This is a genomic window from Bradyrhizobium sp. USDA 327, from assembly GCF_041262065.1.
Classification (GTDB): Bacteria; Pseudomonadota; Alphaproteobacteria; order Rhizobiales; family Xanthobacteraceae; genus Bradyrhizobium; species Bradyrhizobium liaoningense.
The window spans coordinates 7,627,578-7,648,781 of record NZ_JBGCCW010000001.1; the positions used below are offsets into that span (position 1 = coordinate 7,627,578).

At 65.9% G+C, this 21,204-nt stretch carries 17 protein-coding genes; 11 read left to right on the plus strand and 6 right to left on the minus strand.

Features of this window, described 5'->3' with window-relative positions:
• Positions 1 to 55: 55 nt before the first annotated feature.
• Positions 56 to 577, minus strand: a complete 522-nt coding sequence (locus ABIA42_RS35940) for a hypothetical protein (RefSeq protein WP_271527258.1) — start codon at positions 575 to 577, stop codon at positions 56 to 58.
• Between the two features lie 262 nt (positions 578 to 839).
• Here ABIA42_RS35940 and ABIA42_RS35945 point away from each other — a divergent pair, with 262 nt between their 5' ends.
• From ABIA42_RS35945 to ABIA42_RS35975, 7 genes are all read left to right on the plus strand, one after another.
• Entirely contained in the window at positions 840 to 2,498 is a 1,659-nt protein-coding gene (locus ABIA42_RS35945) for an FAD-binding dehydrogenase (RefSeq protein WP_370116326.1), read from the plus strand.
• Between the two features lie 3 nt (positions 2,499 to 2,501).
• Positions 2,502 to 3,419, plus strand: coding sequence for a PHB depolymerase family esterase (locus ABIA42_RS35950; RefSeq protein ID WP_271527256.1), 918 nt, complete (start codon positions 2,502 to 2,504; stop codon positions 3,417 to 3,419).
• A 133-nt stretch (positions 3,420 to 3,552) separates the two neighbouring features.
• On the plus strand, positions 3,553 to 3,903 hold the full coding sequence (locus tag ABIA42_RS35955) for a RidA family protein (protein WP_027575148.1): 351 nt from the start codon (positions 3,553 to 3,555) through the stop codon (positions 3,901 to 3,903).
• A 154-nt stretch (positions 3,904 to 4,057) separates the two neighbouring features.
• Complete coding sequence (locus tag ABIA42_RS35960; RefSeq protein WP_370116324.1) at positions 4,058 to 4,423, plus strand: nuclear transport factor 2 family protein; 366 nt, start codon at positions 4,058 to 4,060, stop codon at positions 4,421 to 4,423.
• 77 nt (positions 4,424 to 4,500) lie between these two features.
• Positions 4,501 to 7,089, plus strand: a complete 2,589-nt coding sequence (locus ABIA42_RS35965) for a ligase-associated DNA damage response DEXH box helicase (RefSeq protein WP_370116322.1) — start codon at positions 4,501 to 4,503, stop codon at positions 7,087 to 7,089.
• 119 nt (positions 7,090 to 7,208) lie between these two features.
• Positions 7,209 to 7,907, plus strand: coding sequence for a ligase-associated DNA damage response endonuclease PdeM (gene pdeM / locus ABIA42_RS35970; protein ID WP_370116320.1), 699 nt, complete (start codon positions 7,209 to 7,211; stop codon positions 7,905 to 7,907).
• 289 nt (positions 7,908 to 8,196) lie between these two features.
• The gene (locus ABIA42_RS35975; protein WP_370116318.1) at positions 8,197 to 8,628 is read left to right on the plus strand and encodes a hypothetical protein; all 432 of its coding nucleotides are present in this window, start codon (positions 8,197 to 8,199) and stop codon (positions 8,626 to 8,628) included.
• Positions 8,629 to 8,671: 43 nt separating this feature from the next.
• Here ABIA42_RS35975 and ABIA42_RS35980 read toward each other — a convergent pair whose 3' ends face one another.
• Both ABIA42_RS35980 and pyrE read right to left on the minus strand, forming a co-directional pair.
• On the minus strand, positions 8,672 to 9,427 hold the full coding sequence (locus tag ABIA42_RS35980) for a DUF2865 domain-containing protein (RefSeq protein WP_370123747.1): 756 nt from the start codon (positions 9,425 to 9,427) through the stop codon (positions 8,672 to 8,674).
• A gap of 244 nt (positions 9,428 to 9,671) precedes the next feature.
• Positions 9,672 to 10,235: an orotate phosphoribosyltransferase gene (gene pyrE, locus ABIA42_RS35985; protein WP_027575142.1), complete on the minus strand. Its 564-nt coding sequence runs from the start codon at positions 10,233 to 10,235 to the stop codon at positions 9,672 to 9,674.
• A gap of 172 nt (positions 10,236 to 10,407) precedes the next feature.
• On the opposite strand from pyrE, the gene ABIA42_RS35990 reads away from it, so the two are divergent.
• Positions 10,408 to 11,034: a glutathione S-transferase family protein gene (locus tag ABIA42_RS35990; RefSeq protein ID WP_061879621.1), complete on the plus strand. Its 627-nt coding sequence runs from the start codon at positions 10,408 to 10,410 to the stop codon at positions 11,032 to 11,034.
• A 122-nt stretch (positions 11,035 to 11,156) separates the two neighbouring features.
• Here ABIA42_RS35990 and ABIA42_RS35995 read toward each other — a convergent pair whose 3' ends face one another.
• The 3 genes from ABIA42_RS35995 to ABIA42_RS36005 form a co-directional block, all read right to left on the minus strand.
• A complete protein-coding gene (locus tag ABIA42_RS35995) occupies positions 11,157 to 11,792 on the minus strand; it encodes a LysE family translocator (RefSeq protein ID WP_370116316.1) in 636 nt (211 codons plus the stop codon).
• A 104-nt stretch (positions 11,793 to 11,896) separates the two neighbouring features.
• Positions 11,897 to 14,977: a DNA polymerase I gene (polA, locus tag ABIA42_RS36000; protein WP_370116314.1), complete on the minus strand. Its 3,081-nt coding sequence runs from the start codon at positions 14,975 to 14,977 to the stop codon at positions 11,897 to 11,899.
• 209 nt (positions 14,978 to 15,186) lie between these two features.
• Positions 15,187 to 16,254 (minus strand): acyltransferase family protein, encoded by a 1,068-nt coding sequence (locus tag ABIA42_RS36005; RefSeq protein WP_271527248.1) that lies wholly within the window; start codon positions 16,252 to 16,254, stop codon positions 15,187 to 15,189.
• A gap of 191 nt (positions 16,255 to 16,445) precedes the next feature.
• Here ABIA42_RS36005 and ABIA42_RS36010 point away from each other — a divergent pair, with 191 nt between their 5' ends.
• The 3 genes from ABIA42_RS36010 to ABIA42_RS36020 all read left to right on the plus strand — a co-directional run bounded on the left by ABIA42_RS36010 (position 16,446) and on the right by ABIA42_RS36020 (position 21,038).
• On the plus strand, positions 16,446 to 17,762 hold the full coding sequence (locus tag ABIA42_RS36010) for a UDP-glucose/GDP-mannose dehydrogenase family protein (RefSeq protein ID WP_271527247.1): 1,317 nt from the start codon (positions 16,446 to 16,448) through the stop codon (positions 17,760 to 17,762).
• Positions 17,763 to 17,890: 128 nt separating this feature from the next.
• Positions 17,891 to 20,365 carry an ATP-dependent helicase HrpB gene (gene hrpB / locus ABIA42_RS36015; protein WP_370116312.1) on the plus strand — a complete coding sequence of 825 codons (2,475 nt, stop codon included), beginning with the start codon at positions 17,891 to 17,893 and terminating at the stop codon, positions 20,363 to 20,365.
• Between the two features lie 160 nt (positions 20,366 to 20,525).
• On the plus strand, positions 20,526 to 21,038 hold the full coding sequence (locus ABIA42_RS36020) for a TIGR02281 family clan AA aspartic protease (protein ID WP_370116310.1): 513 nt from the start codon (positions 20,526 to 20,528) through the stop codon (positions 21,036 to 21,038).
• Positions 21,039 to 21,204 lie beyond the last annotated feature (166 nt).

Consider the following 21,204-nt stretch of genomic DNA (forward strand, 5'->3'; position numbering starts at 1 on the left):
GCCGCCTGCGGGCAAGACGCCGCCGGCGGCGCAAACAGATCCGGGCTGACGAATATCAGTGAAGGAGCTGACCCCGAGCGGATTCGAGTTGATCCGCTTTTGGGAGCGATCGGCGCGACGGCTTGGCCGTCGAGGCCTGCGCGTCCAGGTAGCAGGGCTTGTACATGGCTTCGAGCTGCTTGCCCTTCAGGAAGAGCATGCGTGGGGTAAGCCCGCCCCGCTGGCCGATCCAGCGCTTCACCTGCGAGGGATACATCGCATAGAGCATCTGGGTTGCTTCAGGATTGGTGATGGCGCGGCCATTGGAGCCGAAATCCCAGGCGGCGTGGAAGCCGAGCGTCGCATGCGAGGTCACGCAGATCCGATCGTGCGGGATTGCGCCGAGGACGATGGTACAGGCGGAGGCGCAGAGGCCGTCGATGATGACGGTCTCGCCCGATTGCCTGAGGTCCTGGTACTTGTCGACGTAGGTTCCAATCCGGCCGCCGCGGTCATCCGCGATCCGAACCACCGCGTGAGAAGCCCCCATGCCCACGATCAGGAGAACCACCGCAAGCAATCCCGTCAGAAACTTCATTGTCCCCGCCCCAGCGAATTCGAATCTGCGTGTCAGGTGGTGATGCACAGCTAGCGTCTGTCGTAACCAAGGTTTTGTCTAGGCAGCCCGGCTCGATCAAAACAAATTCAAATCCAGTGTTGCGTCCGCGCTGCACTCGGCTGGTCTCTATCCCAAAGCGGAACAAGTTAATGAGGTCTTACGCGCCATACCCTTGATCTCAGTTGCAACCGCTGGCTTCAATCCGGGCAACTACAGGGGGAACCCATGGAGGGGGAAATGCATGGCTGAGGAAGCAGACGTTATCGTCGTCGGTGCGGGGCTGTCGGGCCTCGTTGCCGCCACCGAGATCGCCGACGCGGGCAAGCGCGTCATCGTCGTGGACCAGGAAGGCGAGCAATCGGTCGGCGGACAGGCGTTCTGGTCGTTCGGCGGATTGTTCCTGGTCGATTCGCCGGAGCAGCGCCGGCTCGGGATCAAGGATTCCTTCGACTTGGCCATGCAGGACTGGCTCGGCACCGCGGGATTCGACCGCGACGAGGATTTCTGGCCGCGGAAATGGGCCGAGGCCTATGTGGCGTTCGCGGCCGGCGAGAAGCGGGGCTGGCTGCGCGCGATGGGCCATCGCATCTTCCCCGTGGTCGGCTGGGCCGAACGCGGCGGCTACGACGCGATGGGACACGGCAATTCGGTGCCGCGCTTCCATGTCACCTGGGGCACCGGCCCCGGCCTCGTCGAACCGTTCGAGCGCCGCGCGCGCGAGGCCGCTAGAAGCGGCCGGCTGAGCTTCAGGTTCCGCCATCGCGTCGATGCGCTCTCGATCACCAATGGCACCGTGGGTGGCGTCAGCGGCGCCGTCCTTGCGCCCGACACGATCGAGCGCGGCAAGAGCTCCTCCCGCAACGTCGTCGGCGAGTTTGCGCTGAAGGCTCAGGCCGTGATCGTCGCCTCCGGCGGCATCGGCGGCAATCATGAGCTGGTGCGGCAGAACTGGCCGAAGCGGCTAGGTGAGCCGCCGAAATTCATGATCTCCGGCGTGCCCGAGCATGTCGACGGTCGCATGATCGGCATCACGGAAAAGACCGGCGCACGGCTGATCAATCGCGACCGGATGTGGCACTACGTCGAGGGCATCCAGAATTGGAATCCGATCTGGCCGCGCCACGGTATCCGCATCCTGCCCGGTCCGTCGGCGATGTGGTTCGACGCCACGGGCACACGGCTGCCGGCGCCGCTGTTCCCTGGCTCCGACACGCTTGGCCAGCTCAAATACATCATGTCCACGGGGTACGATTATTCCTGGTTCATCCTGACCCAGAGCATCATCAAGAAGGAGTTTGCGCTGTCGGGCTCGGAGCAGAACCCCGACCTGACCGGCAAGAGCTGGCGCATGACCTTGCGCCGTGCCACCAACAAGGGCGCGCCGGCGCCGGTGGAGGCGTTCAAGAGCCATGGTATCGACTTCATCGTCCGCGACAAGCTCGATGAGCTCGTTGCGGCCATGAACAAGCTCGCCGGCAGCGATCTCCTGAGGCTCGAGCACATCAAGATGCAGATCGAGGCGCGCGACCGCGAGATCGCCAATCCTTACGTCAAGGATGCGCAGGTCATGAACATCCACAATGCGCGCCGCTACATCGGCGACAAGCTGATCCGCACCGCCTCCCCGCACCGCATCCTCGATCCCGCGCATGGGCCGCTGATCGCGGTAAAGCTCAACATCCTCACCCGCAAGACGCTGGGCGGCTTCGAGACCGATCTCGACTCCCGGGTGTTCGGGGAAGAGGGCCGCGTCATTCCCGGCCTCTACGCCGTCGGCGAGGCCGCCGGCTTCGGTGGCGGCGGCGTGCATGGCTACCGCTCGCTGGAGGGCACTTTTCTTGGCGGCTGCCTGTTCTCGGGCCGCAATGCGGGCCGTGCCGCCGCCAAAGCGGTGGGCTAGATCGTGCGGCGATGGATGCGCATCGGGGCGCTGGCCGCTTCATTGGCGGCAGCTTCAGCTGCATCCGCCGATACGATCGACGTCAACGGCGTGAAGCGCTCCTACACCGCGCAACTGCCGGCCAAGAGGCCTGCACCGCTCGTGATCGTGCTGCATGGCAAGACCCAGCGCGGTGCCGACATGATCACGCGGACGGCCTGGCCGCAGGTTGCAAAGCGCGAGGGCCTGGCCGTGGTCTTTCCAGACGGGCTCAACAATGCATGGGCGGACGCGCGAACGAAGGCGGGGCCCGCCCTGCGCGGACCACCGGCGGGTACCGATGACGTCGGCTTCATCGCAAGGCTCGTCGAGAAGCTGGTGGCCGACGGCACGGCCGATGCAAGGCGCGTCTTCGTCGCCGGCATCTCCAATGGCGGCGCCATGGCGATGACCATGGCCTGCGCGCGCGCCGATTTGTTTGCGGCAGCTGCGAGTGTGATCATGAATCTCACCGACGAGGCCGCCGTCACGTGTCATCCGTCGCGGCCGGTCCCGATGCTGCTCATGAACGGCACCGCCGACCTGCTGGTCCCTTACGAGGGCGGGCGCGGATCGAGCTATTTTGCCGCGGACGGGTTCTGGTCGACCGACGAGACGCTGGCATTCTGGCGCAGGCTCAATGGCTGCGAGACCGATGACGCCGAGACGACTGATTTGCCGGACAGGGCGCCCGCAGACCATTCCACGGTCACGCGGATCTCCTCACGCTGTCCCCGGGGGCACGACGTCGTGCTCTATCGTGTCAACCATGGTGGCCATCGCGTGCCCGGATTTTCTCCGGATGCCCGCTTCCCGAAGGTCGCCGCCGGCCTGCTGGGGCCGCAGAACGCTGACATTGACGGTGCCGAGACGATCTGGACGTTCTTCAGCCAGTTTCCTTGAAGCGAGGCTCGCATCGGCGGTGACGCATCCGCCGCACGCGGCGCATGCGTGCCCGGCCACGCATGCGTGCCCGGGGTGGCAGAGCGCGAGGTGCTGGGCTAGACAGGGCCGCCATTCCACCAGGAGATCCCCAATGAGCATTCAGCGTTTTGAAACCGGCCCGCGCATGAGCCAGGTCGTCGTGCACGGCAACACCGTCTATCTCGCCGGCGTCGTCGCGAACAAGGCGGCTGGCGAAAGCGTGACGAAGCAGACCCAGGACATCCTGGCGACCATCGACGGCCACCTCGCCAAGGCCGGCACCGACAAGTCGAAGCTGCTGTCGGCAACGATCTACATCACCGACATGAAGACCTTCGGCGAGATGAACGCGGTGTGGGACGCCTGGGTGTCGCCCGGCAACACCCCGGCGCGCGCCACCGTCGAAGCCAAGCTGGCTGCCCCGCAATACACCGTCGAGATCATGGTGACGGCGGCGAAGTAGTCTTCGCGGCATTGGGATGCGGCAGAAGCGCGATGAGAGCATCGTCGCGCTTCTGCATTTTTGTGGGCGCATGATCTCCGAGGTAATCGATCGGCGCGCGTAAACCTTCGAGAGTGGCGGTCGGCCGAACACGGCACCATCGAAGGAGAGCAGCATGACGGACCCCACCACCATCGCCCACCGCTACATCGAGCTCTGGAACGAGCGCACGGCCGGACGCCGTCGCGAGCTGCTCAGCGAAAGCTGGACGACGGATGCGAGCTATGTCGATCCCTTGATGAAGGGCGACGGCCGAGATGGCATCGAGGCGCTGATCGCGGGTGTGCAGCAGCGCTTTCCCGATTTCAGGTTCAAGCTGATCGGCGAGCCCGACGGCTACGGCGATCACATCCGCTTTTCGTGGGGACTTGGTCCTGATGGCGCCGACAGCCCGATCAAGGGCACCGATTTTGCCGTGCTGAAGGACGGGCGCATCAGCCGCGTGACCGGATTTCTGAACCAGGTGCCGATCGGGGCGTGAGACCTCGTGCCCTTCTCGCCGCAAGCGGGGAGGGCCACCCCTCGACGAATCCGCTCCTGCGGCTTACCTGTCATGCTGTGCCGCCCCGTATCCTCCAAACATCGGCCGAGCCGGCCGCATTGCTGCCGGATCGCTTTCAGGCGTGGTTCGCAGCCCGCGGCTGGTCGCCGCGCGCGCATCAGCTGGCGCTGCTGGAGAAGGCGCGCGAGGACCGCTCGGCGCTTCTGATTGCGCCGACCGGCGCCGGCAAGACGCTCGCCGGGTTTCTGCCGACGCTGGTGGAGCTGTCGGCGCAGTCGGTCGAACGGGAGGCGGGCGCGAAGAAGAACCTCGTCTCCACCGGCCGCAGCGTGCAGCGCGCCGGCGGCCTGCACACCCTCTACATCTCGCCGCTCAAGGCGCTCGCCGTCGACATCGCGCGCAATCTGGAGCGGCCGATCGCGGAGATGGCGCTGCCGATCAAGGTCGAGACCCGCACCGGCGACACGCCGGTCTCGCGGCGGCAACGGCAGCGGCGCTATCCGCCGGACGTGTTGCTGACGACGCCCGAGCAGCTCGCGCTGCTGCTCTCCTCCGACGACGCACCGTTCCTGTTTTCCTCCCTGAAGCGCATCGTGCTCGACGAGCTGCATGCGCTGGTGACGTCCAAGCGCGGCGATCTGCTCTCGCTCGGGCTTGCGCGGCTCTGGCGCCTCGCGCCGCAGATGCGCGCGATCGGTCTGTCGGCGACCGTGGCCGAGCCGGATCAGCTCGCGCGCTTCCTGGTGCCGCAGCCAGACGGCAAGGAAGCCGCCGCCGATCTCGTCGTCGCCGGCGGTGCCGCGCCGCCCGTGGTCGAGATGCTCGATACGCGCGAGCGGCTGCCCTGGGCCGGCCACAGCGCGCGCCACGCGCTCCCTGAAATCTACGAGCTGATCAAGGCGAACAAGACCACGCTAGTCTTCGTCAACACCCGTAGCCAGGCCGAGATGCTGTTCCAGAATCTCTGGAGCATGAACGACGACGGCCTTGCCATCGCGCTGCATCACGGTTCGCTCGACGTCGCCCAGCGCCGCAAGGTCGAGGACGCCATGTCGGCGGGCAGACTGCGCGGCGTGGTCTGCACCTCCTCGCTGGACCTCGGCGTCGACTGGGGCGATGTCGATCTCGTCATCAATATCGGCGCGCCCAAGGGCTCCTCGCGCCTGATGCAGCGCATCGGCCGCGCCAATCACCGCCTCGATGAAGCTTCGCGCGCGGTGCTGGTGCCGGCCAACCGCTTCGAGGTGCTGGAGTGCCGCGTCGCCATCGATGCCATCGCCGAGAACGCGCAGGACACGCCGCCCTTGCGCACGGGCGCCCTCGACGTGCTGGCGCAGCATGTGCTCGGCTGCGCCTGCGGCGAGCCGTTCCTCAGCGATGATCTGTATGCCGAGGTTCGCACGGCCGCGCCCTATGCCGACCTGTCGCGGCAGGATTTCGACGATGTCGTCGATTTCGTCGCTTCCGGCGGTTACGCGCTGAAAACCTATGAGCGCTTCGCCCGCATCAAGCAGGACAAGGAGGGCCGCTGGCGCGTCGCCAATCCAAAGGTGCGGCAGAGCTACCGCATGAATGTCGGCACCATCGTCGAGGACGACATGCTGAAGGTGCGGCTGGTGCGCTCGCGCGGCGGCGGCCAAGGAAAGGCAGGCGGCTCGACCGGGGTGATCGCGCGCGGCGGCAGGCTGCTCGGCGAGATCGAGGAGGCCTTCATCGAGGGCCTCAGCCCCGGCGATACCTTCGTGTTCTCAGGCGAGGTGGTGCGCTACGAGACCCTGGTCGAGGACCAGGTCTATGTCTCGCGCGCGCATGACAAGGACCCGAAGGTGCCATCCTATATGGGCGGCAAGTTTCCGCTCTCGACCTATCTCGCCGAGCGCGTGCGCCGGCTGCTCGACGACGGCCGCGCGTGGAGTGGCTTGCCGGAGCAGGTGCGCGACTGGCTGTCGCTGCAGAAGGACGTCTCGCGCGTGCCGGCGGTGCGGGAGCTCCTGGTCGAGAGCTTTCCACGCGCCAACAAGCATTATCTGGTCTGCTATCCCTTCGAGGGGCGTCTCGCGCATCAGACCCTCGGCATGCTGCTGACGCGCCGGCTGGAGCGCGCCCGCGCGCGGCCGCTCGGCTTCGTCGCCAACGAATATGCCGTGGCGATCTGGGCGCTCGGCGATCTCTCGTTCATGATCCGGGACGGCAGGATCGACCTCGACGCGCTGTTCGACCCCGATATGCTCGGCGACGACCTCGAGGCCTGGCTCGCCGAATCCGCGCTGATGAAGCGCACGTTCCGCAACTGCGCGATCATCTCCGGCCTGATCGCGCGCCGCCACACCGGCGAAGAGAAGAGCCGCCGTCAGGTGCTGTTCTCGACCGATCTCGTCTACGACGTGCTGCGCAAGCACCAGGCCGACCACGTGCTGCTGCGCGCCGCGCGTGCCGATGCCGCCACCGGCCTGCTCGACCTGCGCCGACTCGGCGACATGCTGGCCCGAATCCACGGCCGCATCACGCACCGGGAACTCGACCGCGTCTCCCCGCTGGCCGTCCCCGTGATGCTGGAAATCGGCCGCGAGTCAGTCTATGGCGAAGCTGCAGACGAACTCCTGGCCGAAGCGGCCGATGAACTCGTCAAAGAGGCGATGTCGTAAACGGCAAGAATGTATTTTCGGGGCGCAACTCTATCTACATCGTCATGCCCGGGCTTGTCCCGGGCATCCACGTCCTTCTCGCTGCAGCAAGAACGTGGATGGCCGGGACGAGCCCGGCCATGACGGAACATGTGGCACCATCCCTGACTTCTACCCGCACTCTGGATGTTTCCACCGCGACCTTCGCCACCGATCTCTCCGGCGCGCTGTTCTGGGAAGAGCAGCGGCTGCTCGTCGTCTCCGACCTGCATCTGGAAAAGGGTTCGAGCTTCGCTATGCGCGGCGTGCTGCTGCCGCCTTACGATACCTTCGCGACGCTCGGCCGGCTCGCCGCCGTCATCGCCCGCCACGATCCGCGAATCGTCGTCGCGCTCGGTGACAGCTTTCACGACCGCACCGCGCATGAGCGCCTGTCGCCCGACGATCGCAATGCCGTCGCGGCGCTCCAGGGCGGCCGCGACTGGATCTGGATCTCAGGCAATCACGATCCCATGCTGCCGCGCGATCTCGGCGGCACCGTCGCGGACGAAGTCACGATCGGCCCGATCACCTTCCGCCACGAGCCGACCGGCGCAAGCGGCGAGATCGCGGGCCATCTGCATCCGAAGGCGCGCGTCTCCGCGCGCGGTCGCTCGATGGAGCGCCGCTGTTTCGCCAGTGACGGGATGCGTGCCGTGATGCCCGCCTTCGGCGCCTATGCCGGCGGCCTCAGCATCCGCGACGCGGCCTTCGCCAGGATCTTTCCGAAGAACGGCTTCGTCGCCCATCTGCTCGGCGACCGTCGGGTCCACGCCATCGCGGCCTCGCGCTGTTATTGAGATCCCGGCCCAAATTAGGACAGCGCTACATCCAGTATTTTTCCGGAATCGCCCGAGCCCGTTGCCGGTTCTAACGTCACGCTTGCCGGGGCTGGAATTTCTCATCCCGAACAAGATTGTAACCGGCAGGGGGTCGCTGCGAGGCGGCCCCTTTCAATTCCGCATTCAGGACCGGCGCACCATTCCCTGGAACAAATTAAGAACACTTTAGCAAGTCTTTGATATATCATTGTGATTCGGCGCCTTGCCGACACAATATCTAGCGTCTGTCCGACTTTGCGAGGACTACATGTCCACCGTTGCCTTCGACCAATTTGCCCTTACCCGGATCGCCGATTTCGCGCGCTCGCTGTCACGGCTGCATCAGGCGGCCCGGCGCTACGCCGTCGATGACGACCAGTTCGATCGCGAATTCAACGCGGTGTGCCATTCGATCTGGGGCTACACCATCGACGACATCAGCGACGATCTGTTCTCGACCGAGGACCATTTGTTTCTCGACACGCTGGACGAGGCCCATGCGCGCATCTTCGCGGCCGAGCAGGGTTACGACCTTGTCGACGAAGCGGGCATGCTGACCGATTGGTGGGGCTTCTGCTGGATGATTTTGGCCGAGAAGCGCGGCCTCTTGACGCCGGAAAACCGCGCCGCCGCGCGCGCGGCGATCGAGGAGAAATATCTGGCAGCGCCGAACGTGATCGGGGTGATTATCGGCAGGTGACGGCCGTGCCCCGGACAAGGCGCAGCGCGCCCGGGACGCGAGATCAATCCAGCCCCGCGCGCTTCGCCGGCTTGGCGGCCGTCTTTGGCACCGTCACGTCAGGCAGCACCTCGCGCACGATCTCGGCGGGGGCCGGGGCGTCCGTCGACACCGTCTCTGCCCGCACCGGCGCCACTTTCATCTCGCCGAGGCGCGCGCGGACCTGGGCGGTGAGGCCGGGATAGGAGGCAACCGGGGTGAAGTCCGCGGCCTGGTCGTTCCCGACGCGGATGCCGGTATAGGCGACGAGGCCGTCGGTGGTGGCAATCACGTCGCCGGCCTTCAGCGACGAATCCAGCGCAAGATCGACCGGGGCGAGGCCGACCGGATCACGTCCGTTGCAGGTGCAGTCGGCGCGCAGCGCCTTGCGATAGGCGAACGCGTTCTCGCTGTCGGCGTAGCGCTCGCCGGTCTGTGAATAGGCGCCGTCGATGCTGGACCCAAAATAGACCTTCGTGGCGGTGGCGGGGCAGAAAGCCTGACACATCTGCGCTGGTGAGACCATGCCCCGCATCAGCGGGAAATATTTGCCATCGCAGCTGCGCACGCAGAAAGCCGGGCCCGAGCCGCCGGCTGCGGCCGAGCGTGTCGGCGGTACATATTGCGGATTCTGCTGGCCTGTGAAGGGATCGGAGTTGGAGTTCGGCTGCTGTGGCTGCGGCCGCTGCATTCCGCCGAACAGGAAGTCGAACAGGCCTTCGGCCGAAACCGGGGCCGGGGCCGCAAGCATGGGAACCGCAACCATGACGGCTGCGAGCATCGCGCGACGCTGCGTATGGGACAACTCTGTACGCACGGCTCACTCCACCCGACGCTATGGAACCGGCCAGGACCCTCGAGGTCTCCAGCACACGATTCACCGTAATGCGCGATGGTAAATGAGCTGTTGCGTGGAGGCGGTTTCAAGACGAGGCGGTGATCTCTTTATGGCCGCGCGCAGCTTTCACGGACGGCGTTGCTCCCGGGGCACGCTCGGGCATGTCGGCGGAGAATACCTCGTCCTCTTACGCCTTCAGGAACTCCGACGCCTTGTACAGCGAGCGGAACGGCAGGCCGGCCGCACCGAAGGTGTCGGTGGCGCCTTCCTCGCGGTCGACCATGGTGAGCACCAGCACCACATTGGCGCCGGTCTCGCGCACCGATTCCACCGCCTTCATCGCCGAACCGCCCGTGGTGGTGACGTCCTCGACGATCACCACGCGTTTGCCCGCCAGCGTCTCGCCCTTGGGCAGGCCTTCGATCGCGAGCTTGGCACCGTGCTCTTTCGGCTTCTTGCGCACGAAGAAGGCCGCGATCGGATGGCCCTTGATCCAGGAGATCTGCGCCAGCGCGCCGGCGAGCGGCACGGCGCCCATCTCGAGCCCACCGATGAAATCGAGCTGGTCGTCCTTGAGCGCCTCATAGGTCAGCTCGGCGAGCAGCGTCGCGCCTTCAGGGTCGAGCATGGTCGGCTTGAGGTTGAAATAGAAATCGCTCTTGCGGCCCGACGCGAGCGTCACCTCGCCGCGGCCGAATGAGCGCCGGCGGATGATTTCGAACAGGCGGGCGCGGGAGGCAGATTTCGACACGGCGGTCCCTCGAACAGCGTCTTTGGTGGAGGCGGAATTTATCCGGCACAGTCGCGACATTCCAGAGGGGGCGCCTCCCGTCAACAGGGATCGGCCATCCCGGACCGCCGGTTGTGGGGGTGCAACCTTCTAGAGTAGTTGAGGGGGCAAGCCTCCTGGGGAAGGAAACGGAATGACCATCGAGCTGTACACCTGGAACACGCCGAACGGCCGCAAGATCTCGGTCGCGCTGGAGGAAATGGGGCTGCCCTACAAGGTGATCCCGGTGAACATCACCAAGGGCGAGCAGATGGCGCCCGAGTTCCTCAAGCTCTCCCCCAATAACAAGATTCCCGCGATCGTCGATCCCGAGGGGCCCGACGGCAAGCCCGTGAGCATCTTCGAATCAGGCGCGATCCTGCTTTATCTCGGCGAAAAGACCGGCAAATTCCTGCCGAAATCGCTGAGCGAGCGGATTCCCGTCTACGAATGGCTGATGTGGCAGATGGGCGGCTTCGGCCCGATGCCGGGCCAGGTGCACCATTTCATCGCGCTGGAGAATGAGCAGGATCGCGCTTACGGCCTGAAGCGCTTCATGGCGGAGACGCGCCGGCTCTACGGCGTGCTCGACCGGCGGCTTGAGGGGCGCGACTTCGTCGCCGGCGAGCTCTCGATTGCCGATTTTGCCATCCTGGGCTGGGCCTGGCGCCACCCTCGCCACAAGGTTGATCTGGCCGATTTCCCCAACGTCAAGCGCTGGTACGAGGCGCTGATGGCGCGCCCGGCGGTGAAGCGCGGGATGGAAGCGAAGCTGGATTGAGCTGACGCTGTCGTCGCCCGGCTCGACCGGGCGACCCAGTATTCCAGAAACGGCGGTGATTGAGTCGAGAGGCCGCGGCGTACTGTCATGCCCCGGTCAAGGCCGGGGCATGACAGTAACCCTCACACCTTCTTCGCTTCCACCGCCATCCGCACCGCGAGCCCGGCCAGCACCGTGCCCATCAGCCAGCGCTGCACCAGCATCCAGCTCGGCCGGTTCGCCAGGAACAATGCGATCGATCCTGCCGCGAGCGCGATCATCGCATTCACGCTGACGCTGATCGCGATCTGGATCGCCCCTAACGCCACCGACTGCGCCAGCACGCTGCCGGCGGCGGGATCGATGAACTGCGGCAGCAGCGCGAGATAAAGCATCGCGATCTTCGGGTTGAGCAGGTTGGTGACGAAGCCCATCGCGAACAATTTGCGCGGGCTGTCGACCGCGAGCTTTTTCACCTGGAACGGCGAGCGCCCGCCCGGCTTCACCGCCTGCCAAGCGAGCCACAGCAGATATCCGGCGCCGGCAAAGCGCAGCGCGTCATAGGCGAACGGAATGGCGAGCAAGAGCGCCGTGATGCCGAACGCCGCGCACAGCATGTAGAACACGAAGCCGAGCGCCACGCCGCCGAGCGAGACGATGCCGGCCGCCGGCCCCTGCGTGATCGAGCGCGAGATCAGATAGATCATGTTCGGTCCCGGCGTAAGCACGAGGCCAAGGCTGACCAGGGCAAAGCCGAGCAGGGCGGAAATGTGGGGCATGGCTGAACCGGTGCGGAGGACGCAACGGTTCTAATATGCGCAGCGGTCCCGATGCCATCACGCAATTGCTCGGAGGACAATTGAGTTCGGCGAGGCGAATCGCCTCAATGCGCCTCGTCCCAATTGTTCGCGGCGCGCGCATCGACATGGAGCGGCACCGAGAGCAGCACGGCCGGGAACGGCGCATCCTGCATCACGTGCTGCACGACGGGAAGCGTCGCCTCGACCTCGGCGTCGGGCACCTCGAAGATCAATTCGTCATGCACCTGGAGCAGCATCTGCGCCGACAGCTTCTTTGTGGCCAGCGCATCCTCCACGCGCGTCATGGCGCGGCGGATGATGTCGGCGGCGGTGCCCTGGAGCCGCGCGTTGATCGCGGCGCGCTCGTTGAAGGCGCGCACCGAGGCGTTGGAGGCCTTGATGTCGGGGTAGTGGCACTTGCGGCCAAACAGCGTGGTGACGTAGCCGTGGTTTCGGCAGAAGTCGCGCGTCTCGTCCATATAGGCGCGGATGCCGGGGAAGCGCTCGAAATACTTCTTGATGTAGGCCGAGGCCTCTTCGCGCGCGATGCCGAGCTGGTTGGCGAGGCCAAACGCCGAGATGCCGTAGATGATGCCGAAATTGATCGCCTTGGCGCGGCGGCGGATCTCGCTCGGCATGCCCTTGATCGGCACGCCGAACATTTCCGACGCGGTCATGGCGTGAATGTCGAGGCCGTCGCGGAACGCCTGCTTCAACACGGGAATGTCGGCGATCTCGGCGAGCAGCCGCAGCTCGATCTGCGAATAGTCGGCGGAAACCAGCTTGTGTCCCGGCGCGGCGATGAAGGCACGGCGGATCTTGCGGCCATCCTCGGTGCGCACCGGAATGTTCTGAAGGTTCGGCTCGTTGGACGACAGCCGGCCCGTCGTGGTCGCGGCCAGGGCGTAGGTCGTGTGCACGCGATGGGTCTGCGGGTTGACATAGGTCGGCAGCGCGTCGGTGTAGGTCGATTTCAGCTTGGAGACCTGGCGCCACTCCAGAATCTTCTTGGGGAAGTCGTGGCCCTGCTCGGCGAGTTCGTCCAGCACCTGCGCGGTGGTCGACCACGCTCCGGTTTTCGTCTTGGTGCCGCCGGGCAATCCCATCTTGCCGAACAGGATGTCGCCGATCTGCTTGGGGCTGCCGACATTGACCGGCTCGCCGGCGATCTCCTGGATTTCGGCCTCGACGCGCGCTGCGGTCTGGGCAAAGTCGCCGGAGAGCCGCGACAGGACCTGACGATCGATCGAGATGCCGCGCCGCTCCATGCGTGCGAGCACCGCGACCAGCGGTCGCTCCAGGGTCTCGTAGACGGCGGTCATGTGCTCGGCGACGAGGCGCGGCTTCAGCACGCGCCAGACGCGCAACGCGACGTCGGCGCCTTCGGCCGACAGTGGCGCGGCCTTGTCGATCGGCACCTGGTCGAAGGTGATCTTGCCCTTGCCGCTGCCGAGCAGCTCGCTTTCCTTCAGCATGGCATGGCCGAACCAGCGCTCGGACAGCGATTCCAGCGCGTGCGAGCCGCGGCCCGCGTCGAGCACGTAGGAGATCAGGAGCGCATCGTCGATGTTGCGCAGGGTGATGCCGTGCTGCGCCAGCATCACGGCGGTGAACTTGACGTCGAAGCCGATCTTGAGGACGCCAGACGATTCCAGCACCGGCCGCAGCGCCTGCAGCGCGTCGTCCTGCTTGACCTGGTCCGGCGCGAGGCCGGCATCGAACAGGCCGGCGCCGCCGCCGGACTGCTTGTGCGCCAGCGGCACGTAGCAGGCCTCGTTCGGCGCCAGCGCCAGCGCGATGCCGCAGAGGTCGGCCTGCATCGGATCGATCGAGTTCGCTCTCGTCTCGATCGCGACGTGGCCAGCGTCATGGATGCGCGCGATGAAGGCGTCGAGCTCCTTGAGGGTCTTGATGATCTGGTATTTGCTGCGATCGACCGGAAGCTTGCGCAGCGCCTCTTCGCGCGCGGCGGCGAGCGAGATGGGCGCACCCTTCGGGCTCGCAGCCTTGTCTTCCTTGCCTGCCGACTTGTTGGGTTTGCCGGGCGCGGCTTGCGCCGGTGTGCCGGTTCCCGGTGCGGGCACGACGTCCGAGGGCGGCAGCGGCGTGAACACACTGGCGCCGCTGGCATAGCCAGGGTCGGCATCGACATTGGCGGGATCGATCTGCGCATATTCGGCGACGCGCCGCGTCAGCGTCGTGAACTCCATCGCCTTCAGGAAGGCGATCAGCTTGCGCGCGTCCGGCTCGTGGACGGCGAGGTCGTCCAGCGGCACCTCCAGGTCGACCTTATCGTCGAGCAGCACGAGCTGCCGCGAGATGCGCGCCTTCGCGGCGTTCTCGAGCAGCGCCTCGCGTCGCTTGGGCTGCTTGATCTCGCCGGCGCGGAACAACAATTGGTCGAGATCGCCATATTCGGTGATCAGCTGCGCTGCGGTCTTGACGCCGATGCCGGGCACGCCGGGCACGTTGTCGGTGGAATCGCCGGCCAAGGCCTGCACCTCGACCACCTTGTTCGGCGGCACGCCGAACTTCTCGATCACCTCCGGGATGCCGATGCGGCGATCCTTCATGGTGTCGTACATGGTGACGCAATCGGTGACGAGCTGCATCAGATCCTTGTCGGAGGACACGATGGTGGCGCTGGCACCGCGCTCGCAGGCCTGTCGCACATAGGTCGCAATGAGATCGTCGGCCTCGAAGCCGGTCTGTTCCAGGCACGGCAGGTCAAAGGCGCGCACGGCTTCGCGGATCAGCGCGAACTGCGGGATCAGATCGTCAGGAGCCGGCGGCCGGTGCGCCTTGTACTCCGGATAGATCTTGTTGCGAAAGGTGATCTCCGACTTGTCGAAGATGATCGCCAGATGCGTCGGCCGGTTGTCCTCGGGCATCTCGCGCAAGAGCTTCCACAGCATGTTGCAGAAGCCGAGCACGGCATTGACCTGGAGCCCGTCGGATTTCCGGTTCAGCGGCGGCAGCGCGTGATAGGCGCGGAAGATGTAGGAGGAACCGTCGACCAGGAATACATGATCGCCCTTGCCGGCCGCCTTCGCCGCAACCGGCTTGGCAGCAGCTTTGGCAGCAGCGGGCTTGGTGTCGGCGGCCGCGTTGGGCGCGGCCTTGGGGTCGGCTTTGGCGGTGGTCTTCGGCGATGTCTTGGGCATGGCCGCAATGTATGAGTTTTTGCGGAGTTTGACAGCCTCGGGAGGCGGATTTTTGGCGCGATTCCCACACCTCTCGTCGTCCCGGACAAGCGGAGCGCCGATTCGGGATCCATATCCACAGGGAGTGGTTCAGCGACGACTCGGAGTGCCAGCGTCGCGCCGCAACTTCTCCCTTTGGTGATGGGCCCCACTTTCGTGGGACGACACAGCTACTCCGCCGCCTGCAACACCGGTCCCGTCTTTCGCGGCGCGATCCAGAATGCATCCGGCCGCTCGAACAGGAAGCGCGCATTGAGCCGCAGCGCCACCTGCCAGATCGCCAGCGCGCCGAGCATGCCGGCGATGGTGACGATTAGCGACACCGTGCCGATGTCGGGAATGACGCCCGTGCGCAGCAGCAGCGTGCGCGTCGCCGCCATCGGCAGGAAGAAGGCGAGGTAGATCACGATCGAATGCTCGCCGCAGAAGCGGAGGAAATTGAGCCACTGCGCGCGCGCGAGCAGCGTACCCGTCGTGATGATGGCGCAGGCGCCGGCAAAGCCGAGCACGAGTGAGACGAGCTTCCATTCGCTGGCCCCCGACGCGACGAGGCCGGCATTGACCAGTGCCCAGGTTGCGAGCGCTGCGAGCGCCAGCGCGGGATGGCTGCGTGCGCGATCCGACAGGGCGAACACGTAAGGCGCGAACAGGTAGCCCGAATAGAAATAGACGAAGCGTGCGCAGAACTCGTCGATGACGGTCCAGCCGGTCGTGACGCGGGCCGTCTCCAGCGCGGCGGCGAGAAGCCAGATCGCGAGCGGCGGGAGTTTGCGTGTCAGTTTTGTGACGACGAAGAAGATCGGCAGCAGATAGATGAACCACAGCGTGCCGAACGGCTCGATGAAGGATTCGAGATACAAGAGGCCGACGTCGCGCCAGCTCGTCTCGGCCGCGAAGGCGGGCGCCTTGAAGCCGAACTGGATTGTCACCCAGACGACATAGAAATAAGCGAAATGCACCACCTTGCGGTCGAGATAGGTTCGCCAGTCCCGATCGATCACCAGAGACAGGAACAGGCCCGAAATCAGGAAGAAATCCGGCATCCGGAACGGCTTTGCGAAGGCCACGGCAACATGCATGAAACCGGTCTGGCCGGCCGCGAGCTCGACCCCCAGCACCGAATGCATCATCACGACCATGACGATGCAGATGCCCTTGGCGTAGTCGACCCAGTCGACACGCGCGGCGGAAGGGGCCTTGGAAAGGCTGGCCGCCGCGATTGTGCCTGATCGTGCCATGATGTCCCCTTTCGAGGCGTGTTCCGCCCGTCCCTGTATGGGTGCGGGGCAGTTTGGAGCCCAGTGGTTTCCGACTTCTTTACCCGTTCAAATCGCGGGCCGGTTTTTGCATCCGGACTGTTCCATGACCTCGGGAAAATGCTAAACCGCCGCGAATTGGGCTTCCGTTAACCAAGCTGGGAGGATTTTTCATGCGCATCGCGATGATCGGCACGGGTTATGTGGGACTGGTTTCCGGAGCCTGCTTTGCGGATTTCGGCCACGACGTCACCTGCGTCGACAAGGACGAGAAGAAGATCGCGGCGCTTCATCGCGGTGAGATCCCGATCTACGAGCCCGGCCTCGACGAACTGGTCGCGACGAACGTCAGGGCCAAGCGGCTGGACTTCACCACCGATCTCACCAAGCCGGTCGCGGATGCCGATGCCGTGTTCATCGCGGTCGGCACGCCCTCGCGCCGCGGCGATGGCCACGCCGACCTGTCCTACGTCTACGCCGCCGCCCGCGAGATCGCGCAAGCGCTCACCGGCTTCACCGTCGTGGTGACGAAGTCGACAGTGCCGGTCGGCACCGGCGACGAGGTCGAGCGCATCATCCGCGAGACGAACCCCGCGGCCGACGTCGTGGTCGCCTCGAACCCCGAGTTCCTGCGCGAGGGCGCGGCGATCCGCGACTTCAAGTTCCCCGACCGCATCGTGGTCGGCACCTCCGACGAGCGCGGCCGCAAGGTGATGGGTGATATCTACCGCCCGCTGTCGTTGAACCAGGCGCCGCTGATGTTCACCGAGCGCCGCACCGCCGAGATGATCAAATACGCCGCCAACGCGTTCCTGGCGACCAAGATCACCTTCATCAACGAGATCGCCGATCTCTCGGAAAAAGCCGGCGCCAACGTCCAGGAGGTCGCGCGCGGCATTGGCTTGGACAACCGCATCGGCACAAAATTCCTGCATGCAGGCCCCGGCTTCGGCGGCTCGTGCTTCCCGAAGGACACCAAGGCCTTGATCAAGATCGCGCAGGACTACGACGTATCCTTGCGCATCGTCGAATCCGTGCTGGCGGTCAACGAGAACCGCAAGCGTGCGATGGCGCGGAAAGTGAGCCAGGCGCTCGGCGGCTCGCTGCGCGGCAAGACCATCGCCGTGCTCGGCCTCACCTTCAAGCCCGACACCGACGACATGCGCGACGCGCCGTCGATCCCGCTGGTGACAGGCCTGATCGACATGGGCGCGACCGTCAAGGCGTTCGATCCCGTCGGCATGGAGCAGGCAAAGAGTGAGCTGCCCAACATCACCTACTGCGAGGACGCTTATTCCTGCGCGGAAGGCGCGGATGCGCTCGTCATCGTCACCGAATGGGTGCAGTTCCGCGCGCTCGATTTCGATCGGTTGAAGAAGACCATGGCGCAGCCGGTCCTCGTCGATCTCCGCAACATCTATCGCCCCGAAGACATGGAAGCCGCCGGCTTCACCTACGAGAGCGTCGGCCGGCCCCCTGTGCAGGGCTGATAGCTGCATTTCTCGTTGAAAGAAGCCGTCATGGCCGGGCTTGTCCCGGCCATCCACGTCTTGTTCACTCTCGCCTGAAAGAACGTGGATGCCCGGCACGACGGCCGGGCATGACGAGTGGATAGACCTTGCCCCGCAGCTTCGACACGCCCCTCCCAATCGATGCCGTGCTCGACGATTTGTCGCGCACGCTGGAGGCCAACAACGCCACTGTGCTGGTGGCGCCGCCCGGCGCCGGCAAGACCACGCGGGTGCCACTGGCGCTGCTGGATGCGCCCTGGGCGAAGGATAAGAAGATCATCGTGCTGGAGCCGCGGCGCATCGCGGCGCGGGCCAGCGCCGATCGCATGGCCAAATCGCTCGGCGAGCGCGCCGGCGAGACCGTCGGTTATCGCGTCCGCTTCGGCTCGAAGATCTCGCGCGCCACGCGCATCGAGGTGGTGACCGAAGGCATCTTCACTCGCCAGATCCTCGACGATCCCGAGCTCTCGGGTGTTGCCGCAATCCTGTTCGATGAATTCCACGAGCGCTCGCTCGATGCCGATCTCGGCCTCGCGCTGGCGCGCGATGCGCAAACCGGCCTGCGCGAGGATCTCCGCATCCTAGTGATGTCGGCCACGCTCGACGGCGCGCGCGTGGCCAAATTGCTCGGCGATGCGCCCGTCGTCGAAAGCGAGGGCCGCGCGTTTCCGGTCGAGACGCGCTATCTCGGTCGCAAGGCCGACGCGCCGATCGAACGGCAGATGGCGGATGCGATTGCGTCGGCGCTGCGCGCCGACAGCGGCTCGGTTCTGGCGTTCCTGCCGGGCGCCGCCGAAATCCGCCGCACCCAGAACTTCCTCGGTGAGCGCGTGCACGACGCCTCCATCGAGATCGTGCCGCTGTTCGGGGCGCTCGATGCCGCCGTGCAGGATCGCGCCATCGCACCGGCGCCCAGGGGCACGCGCAAGGTGGTGCTGGCAACCTCGATCGCCGAGACCTCGCTCACGATCGAAGGCGTGCGCATCGTGGTCGATTCCGGTCTCGCCCGCGTGCCGCGTTACGAGGCCGACATCGGCTTGACCCGGCTCGAGACCGTGCGCGCCTCGCGCGCGGCGGTGGACCAGCGTCGCGGCCGCGCCGGCCGCACCGAGCCCGGTGTCTGCTACCGGCTCTGGGACGAGCCGCAGACGGCCTCGCTTGCGCCCTACACTCAGCCGGAAATCCTCAGCGCCGATCTGTCGTCGCTGGTGCTAGATCTCGCGCAATGGGGCGTCACTGATCCCGGCGCATTGTCGTTCCTCGACCCGCCGCCGCAGCCGGCCTGGAAGGAAGCAAAAAACCTGCTGTCCGAGCTCAACGCGCTCGATGGCGACGGCCGCATTACCGCAGAGGGCAAGAGCCTGCGTTCGCTGGCGCTGCCGCCGCGGCTGGCGCGCATGATCGTGGATTCGCATCGTGCAGGCAGCGGCGAGGCCGCCGCCGAGATCGCCGCCATCATCACCGAGCGTGGGCTCGGCGGCGACAGTGTCGATCTCGAACATCGGCGCGACCAGTTCCGCCGCGACCGCTCGCCGCGTGCGTCCAGCGCGCGCGACCTGGCGCGGCGCTGGGCCTCGCAGGTCGCGGCATCGGAGAAGGCGGGGCAGCACGAGGATCTCTCGACCGGCCTGATGCTCGCCTATGCCTTTCCGGACCGTGTCGCGCGCAATCGCGGCAATGGCAGTTTCGTGCTGGCCAACGGCCGTGGCGCTTCGGTCGAGCAGACCTCCTCGCTCGCCCGCGCGCCCTACATCGCGATCGGCGAGATGACGGGGACGGCGGCGAGCGGACGCATCCTGCTCGCCGCGCAGATCTCCCAGGACGAGATCGAGCGGCATTTCGCCGAGCATATCGAGACCGCCGACGAGATCTCGTTTGATCGCGGCGCGATGGCACTGCGCGCGCGGCGCAGGCGCGCGCTGCATGCGATCACGCTGTCCGAGGCGACACTTGCCGTGTCGCCCTCCGAGGAGACCGCGCGCATCCTTGCCGATGGGTTGATCGCCGCAGGTCTCGACCGGCTGCCCTGGTCGAAGACCGCAAAACAATGGCGCGACCGCGTGATGTTCCTGCGCAAGGCCGAGGGTGACGGCTGGCCCGACCTCTCCGACGCGGGATTGATCGCGCGGCGCGAGGATTGGCTGGTGCCGGCGCTCTACGACAAGATCGCGCTCAAGGACATCTCAGCGGGCGACCTCTCCGACGCGTTGATGGCGCTGCTGCCTTGGGACATGCGCGCGCGGCTCGATCGCGAGGCTCCGACCCATTTCGAAGCGCCGACCGGAAGCGCGCTCGCGATCGATTACGAGGCCGAGCAGGGGCCGACCATCGCGGTGCGGCTCCAGGAATTGTTCGGCCTCAACACCCATCCCGCGATCGCCGCGGGCAAGGTGCCGCTGGTGCTGGAATTGCTGTCGCCGGCGCAGCGCCCGGTGCAGGTGACGCGCGATCTCCCCGGCTTCTGGCGCGGCAGCTACGCCGCCGTGCGCTCCGACCTGCGCGGCCGTTACCCGCGCCACCCCTGGCCGGACGATCCGGCGAACGCAGTGCCGACAAGGCGGGCGAAGCCGCGCGGAACGTGAGATGCCCCCTCGCTCGTCCCGGAGACGAGGAGAAGTTCGGGCCACCGCATTAACCGTCCGCTCATCCTTTTCGGCAAAATGACACGAGCCTGGCCACAGCTCCGCTCGCGGCCGGTCCTGTCGCGTGGTGAAATCGAGCTCTCGGCTCGGAAGTGGTGTGATGCGTAACATTATGATCATCGCGGCCGTCATGATCGGCCTCGGCACCTTCATGGCGCAGATGGCGGACAGGATGAGCTCTGCTTCGGCAACGTCAGCGCCGCGCACCACGGTCGCGGTTGCGGCCACGGCGCCAGCCGGCGGCCGCAGCCTCAGCATCCCGCGCGACGGCCGCGGTCATTTCCAGACCGAGGGCCGGATTGACGGCCAGCGCATGGGCTTCATGGTCGATACCGGCGCGTCCGTCGTTGCGCTGAACGAGACCTCGGCCGCCCGCTTTGGCCTCCGTCCGTCGCGCAGCGAGTACAACGCCACCGTCTCGACGGCCAACGGCACCATCAAGGCCGCGCGCACGCGCATCGCCATGCTTGAGGTCGGTGGCCTCGTCGTGCGTGACGTCGATGCCATGGTGCTGCCGGACGCGGCGCTCTCCGAGAATCTTCTCGGCCTCTCCTTCCTGTCCCGCCTGAAGCGATTCGAATATTCCAACGGCCAGATGGTGCTGGAGCAGTAGGGCCAGCCCGCGCGATCGCGCGACCGTCCATTTCGAGAAAATATCCTTGCTCTGGCCGCCCTCGCGGCAACGTCTCTTCGTTACCAATCTGCCGCAATTATCGGCCATAAGCCTTCATTCCCGCCTTTCGTTGCAGCCCGGCATTCGCTAAGGCTGCAGCAAATCC

Bases quoted from the DNA above. Each gene is read 5' to 3' on its own strand.
- ABIA42_RS35975 (WP_370116318.1), top strand. From the start codon at position 8,197: ATGTCCACCGTTGCCTTCGACCAATTTGCCCTTACCCGGATCGCCGAT.
- ABIA42_RS36005 (WP_271527248.1), bottom strand. From the start codon at position 16,254: ATGGCACGATCAGGCACAATCGCGGCGGCCAGCCTTTCCAAGGCCCCT.
- ABIA42_RS35980 (WP_370123747.1), bottom strand. From the start codon at position 9,427: ATGCTCGCAGCCGTCATGGTTGCGGTTCCCATGCTTGCGGCCCCGGCC.
- ABIA42_RS35945 (WP_370116326.1), top strand. From the start codon at position 840: ATGGCTGAGGAAGCAGACGTTATCGTCGTCGGTGCGGGGCTGTCGGGC.
- pdeM (WP_370116320.1), top strand. From the start codon at position 7,209: ATGACGGAACATGTGGCACCATCCCTGACTTCTACCCGCACTCTGGAT.
- ABIA42_RS36020 (WP_370116310.1), top strand. From the start codon at position 20,526: ATGCGTAACATTATGATCATCGCGGCCGTCATGATCGGCCTCGGCACC.
- ABIA42_RS35940 (WP_271527258.1), bottom strand. From the start codon at position 577: ATGAAGTTTCTGACGGGATTGCTTGCGGTGGTTCTCCTGATCGTGGGC.
- ABIA42_RS35990 (WP_061879621.1), top strand. From the start codon at position 10,408: ATGACCATCGAGCTGTACACCTGGAACACGCCGAACGGCCGCAAGATC.
- ABIA42_RS35960 (WP_370116324.1), top strand. From the start codon at position 4,058: ATGACGGACCCCACCACCATCGCCCACCGCTACATCGAGCTCTGGAAC.
- ABIA42_RS35995 (WP_370116316.1), bottom strand. From the start codon at position 11,792: ATGCCCCACATTTCCGCCCTGCTCGGCTTTGCCCTGGTCAGCCTTGGC.
- ABIA42_RS36010 (WP_271527247.1), top strand. From the start codon at position 16,446: ATGCGCATCGCGATGATCGGCACGGGTTATGTGGGACTGGTTTCCGGA.
- polA (WP_370116314.1), bottom strand. From the start codon at position 14,977: ATGCCCAAGACATCGCCGAAGACCACCGCCAAAGCCGACCCCAAGGCC.
- ABIA42_RS35955 (WP_027575148.1), top strand. From the start codon at position 3,553: ATGAGCATTCAGCGTTTTGAAACCGGCCCGCGCATGAGCCAGGTCGTC.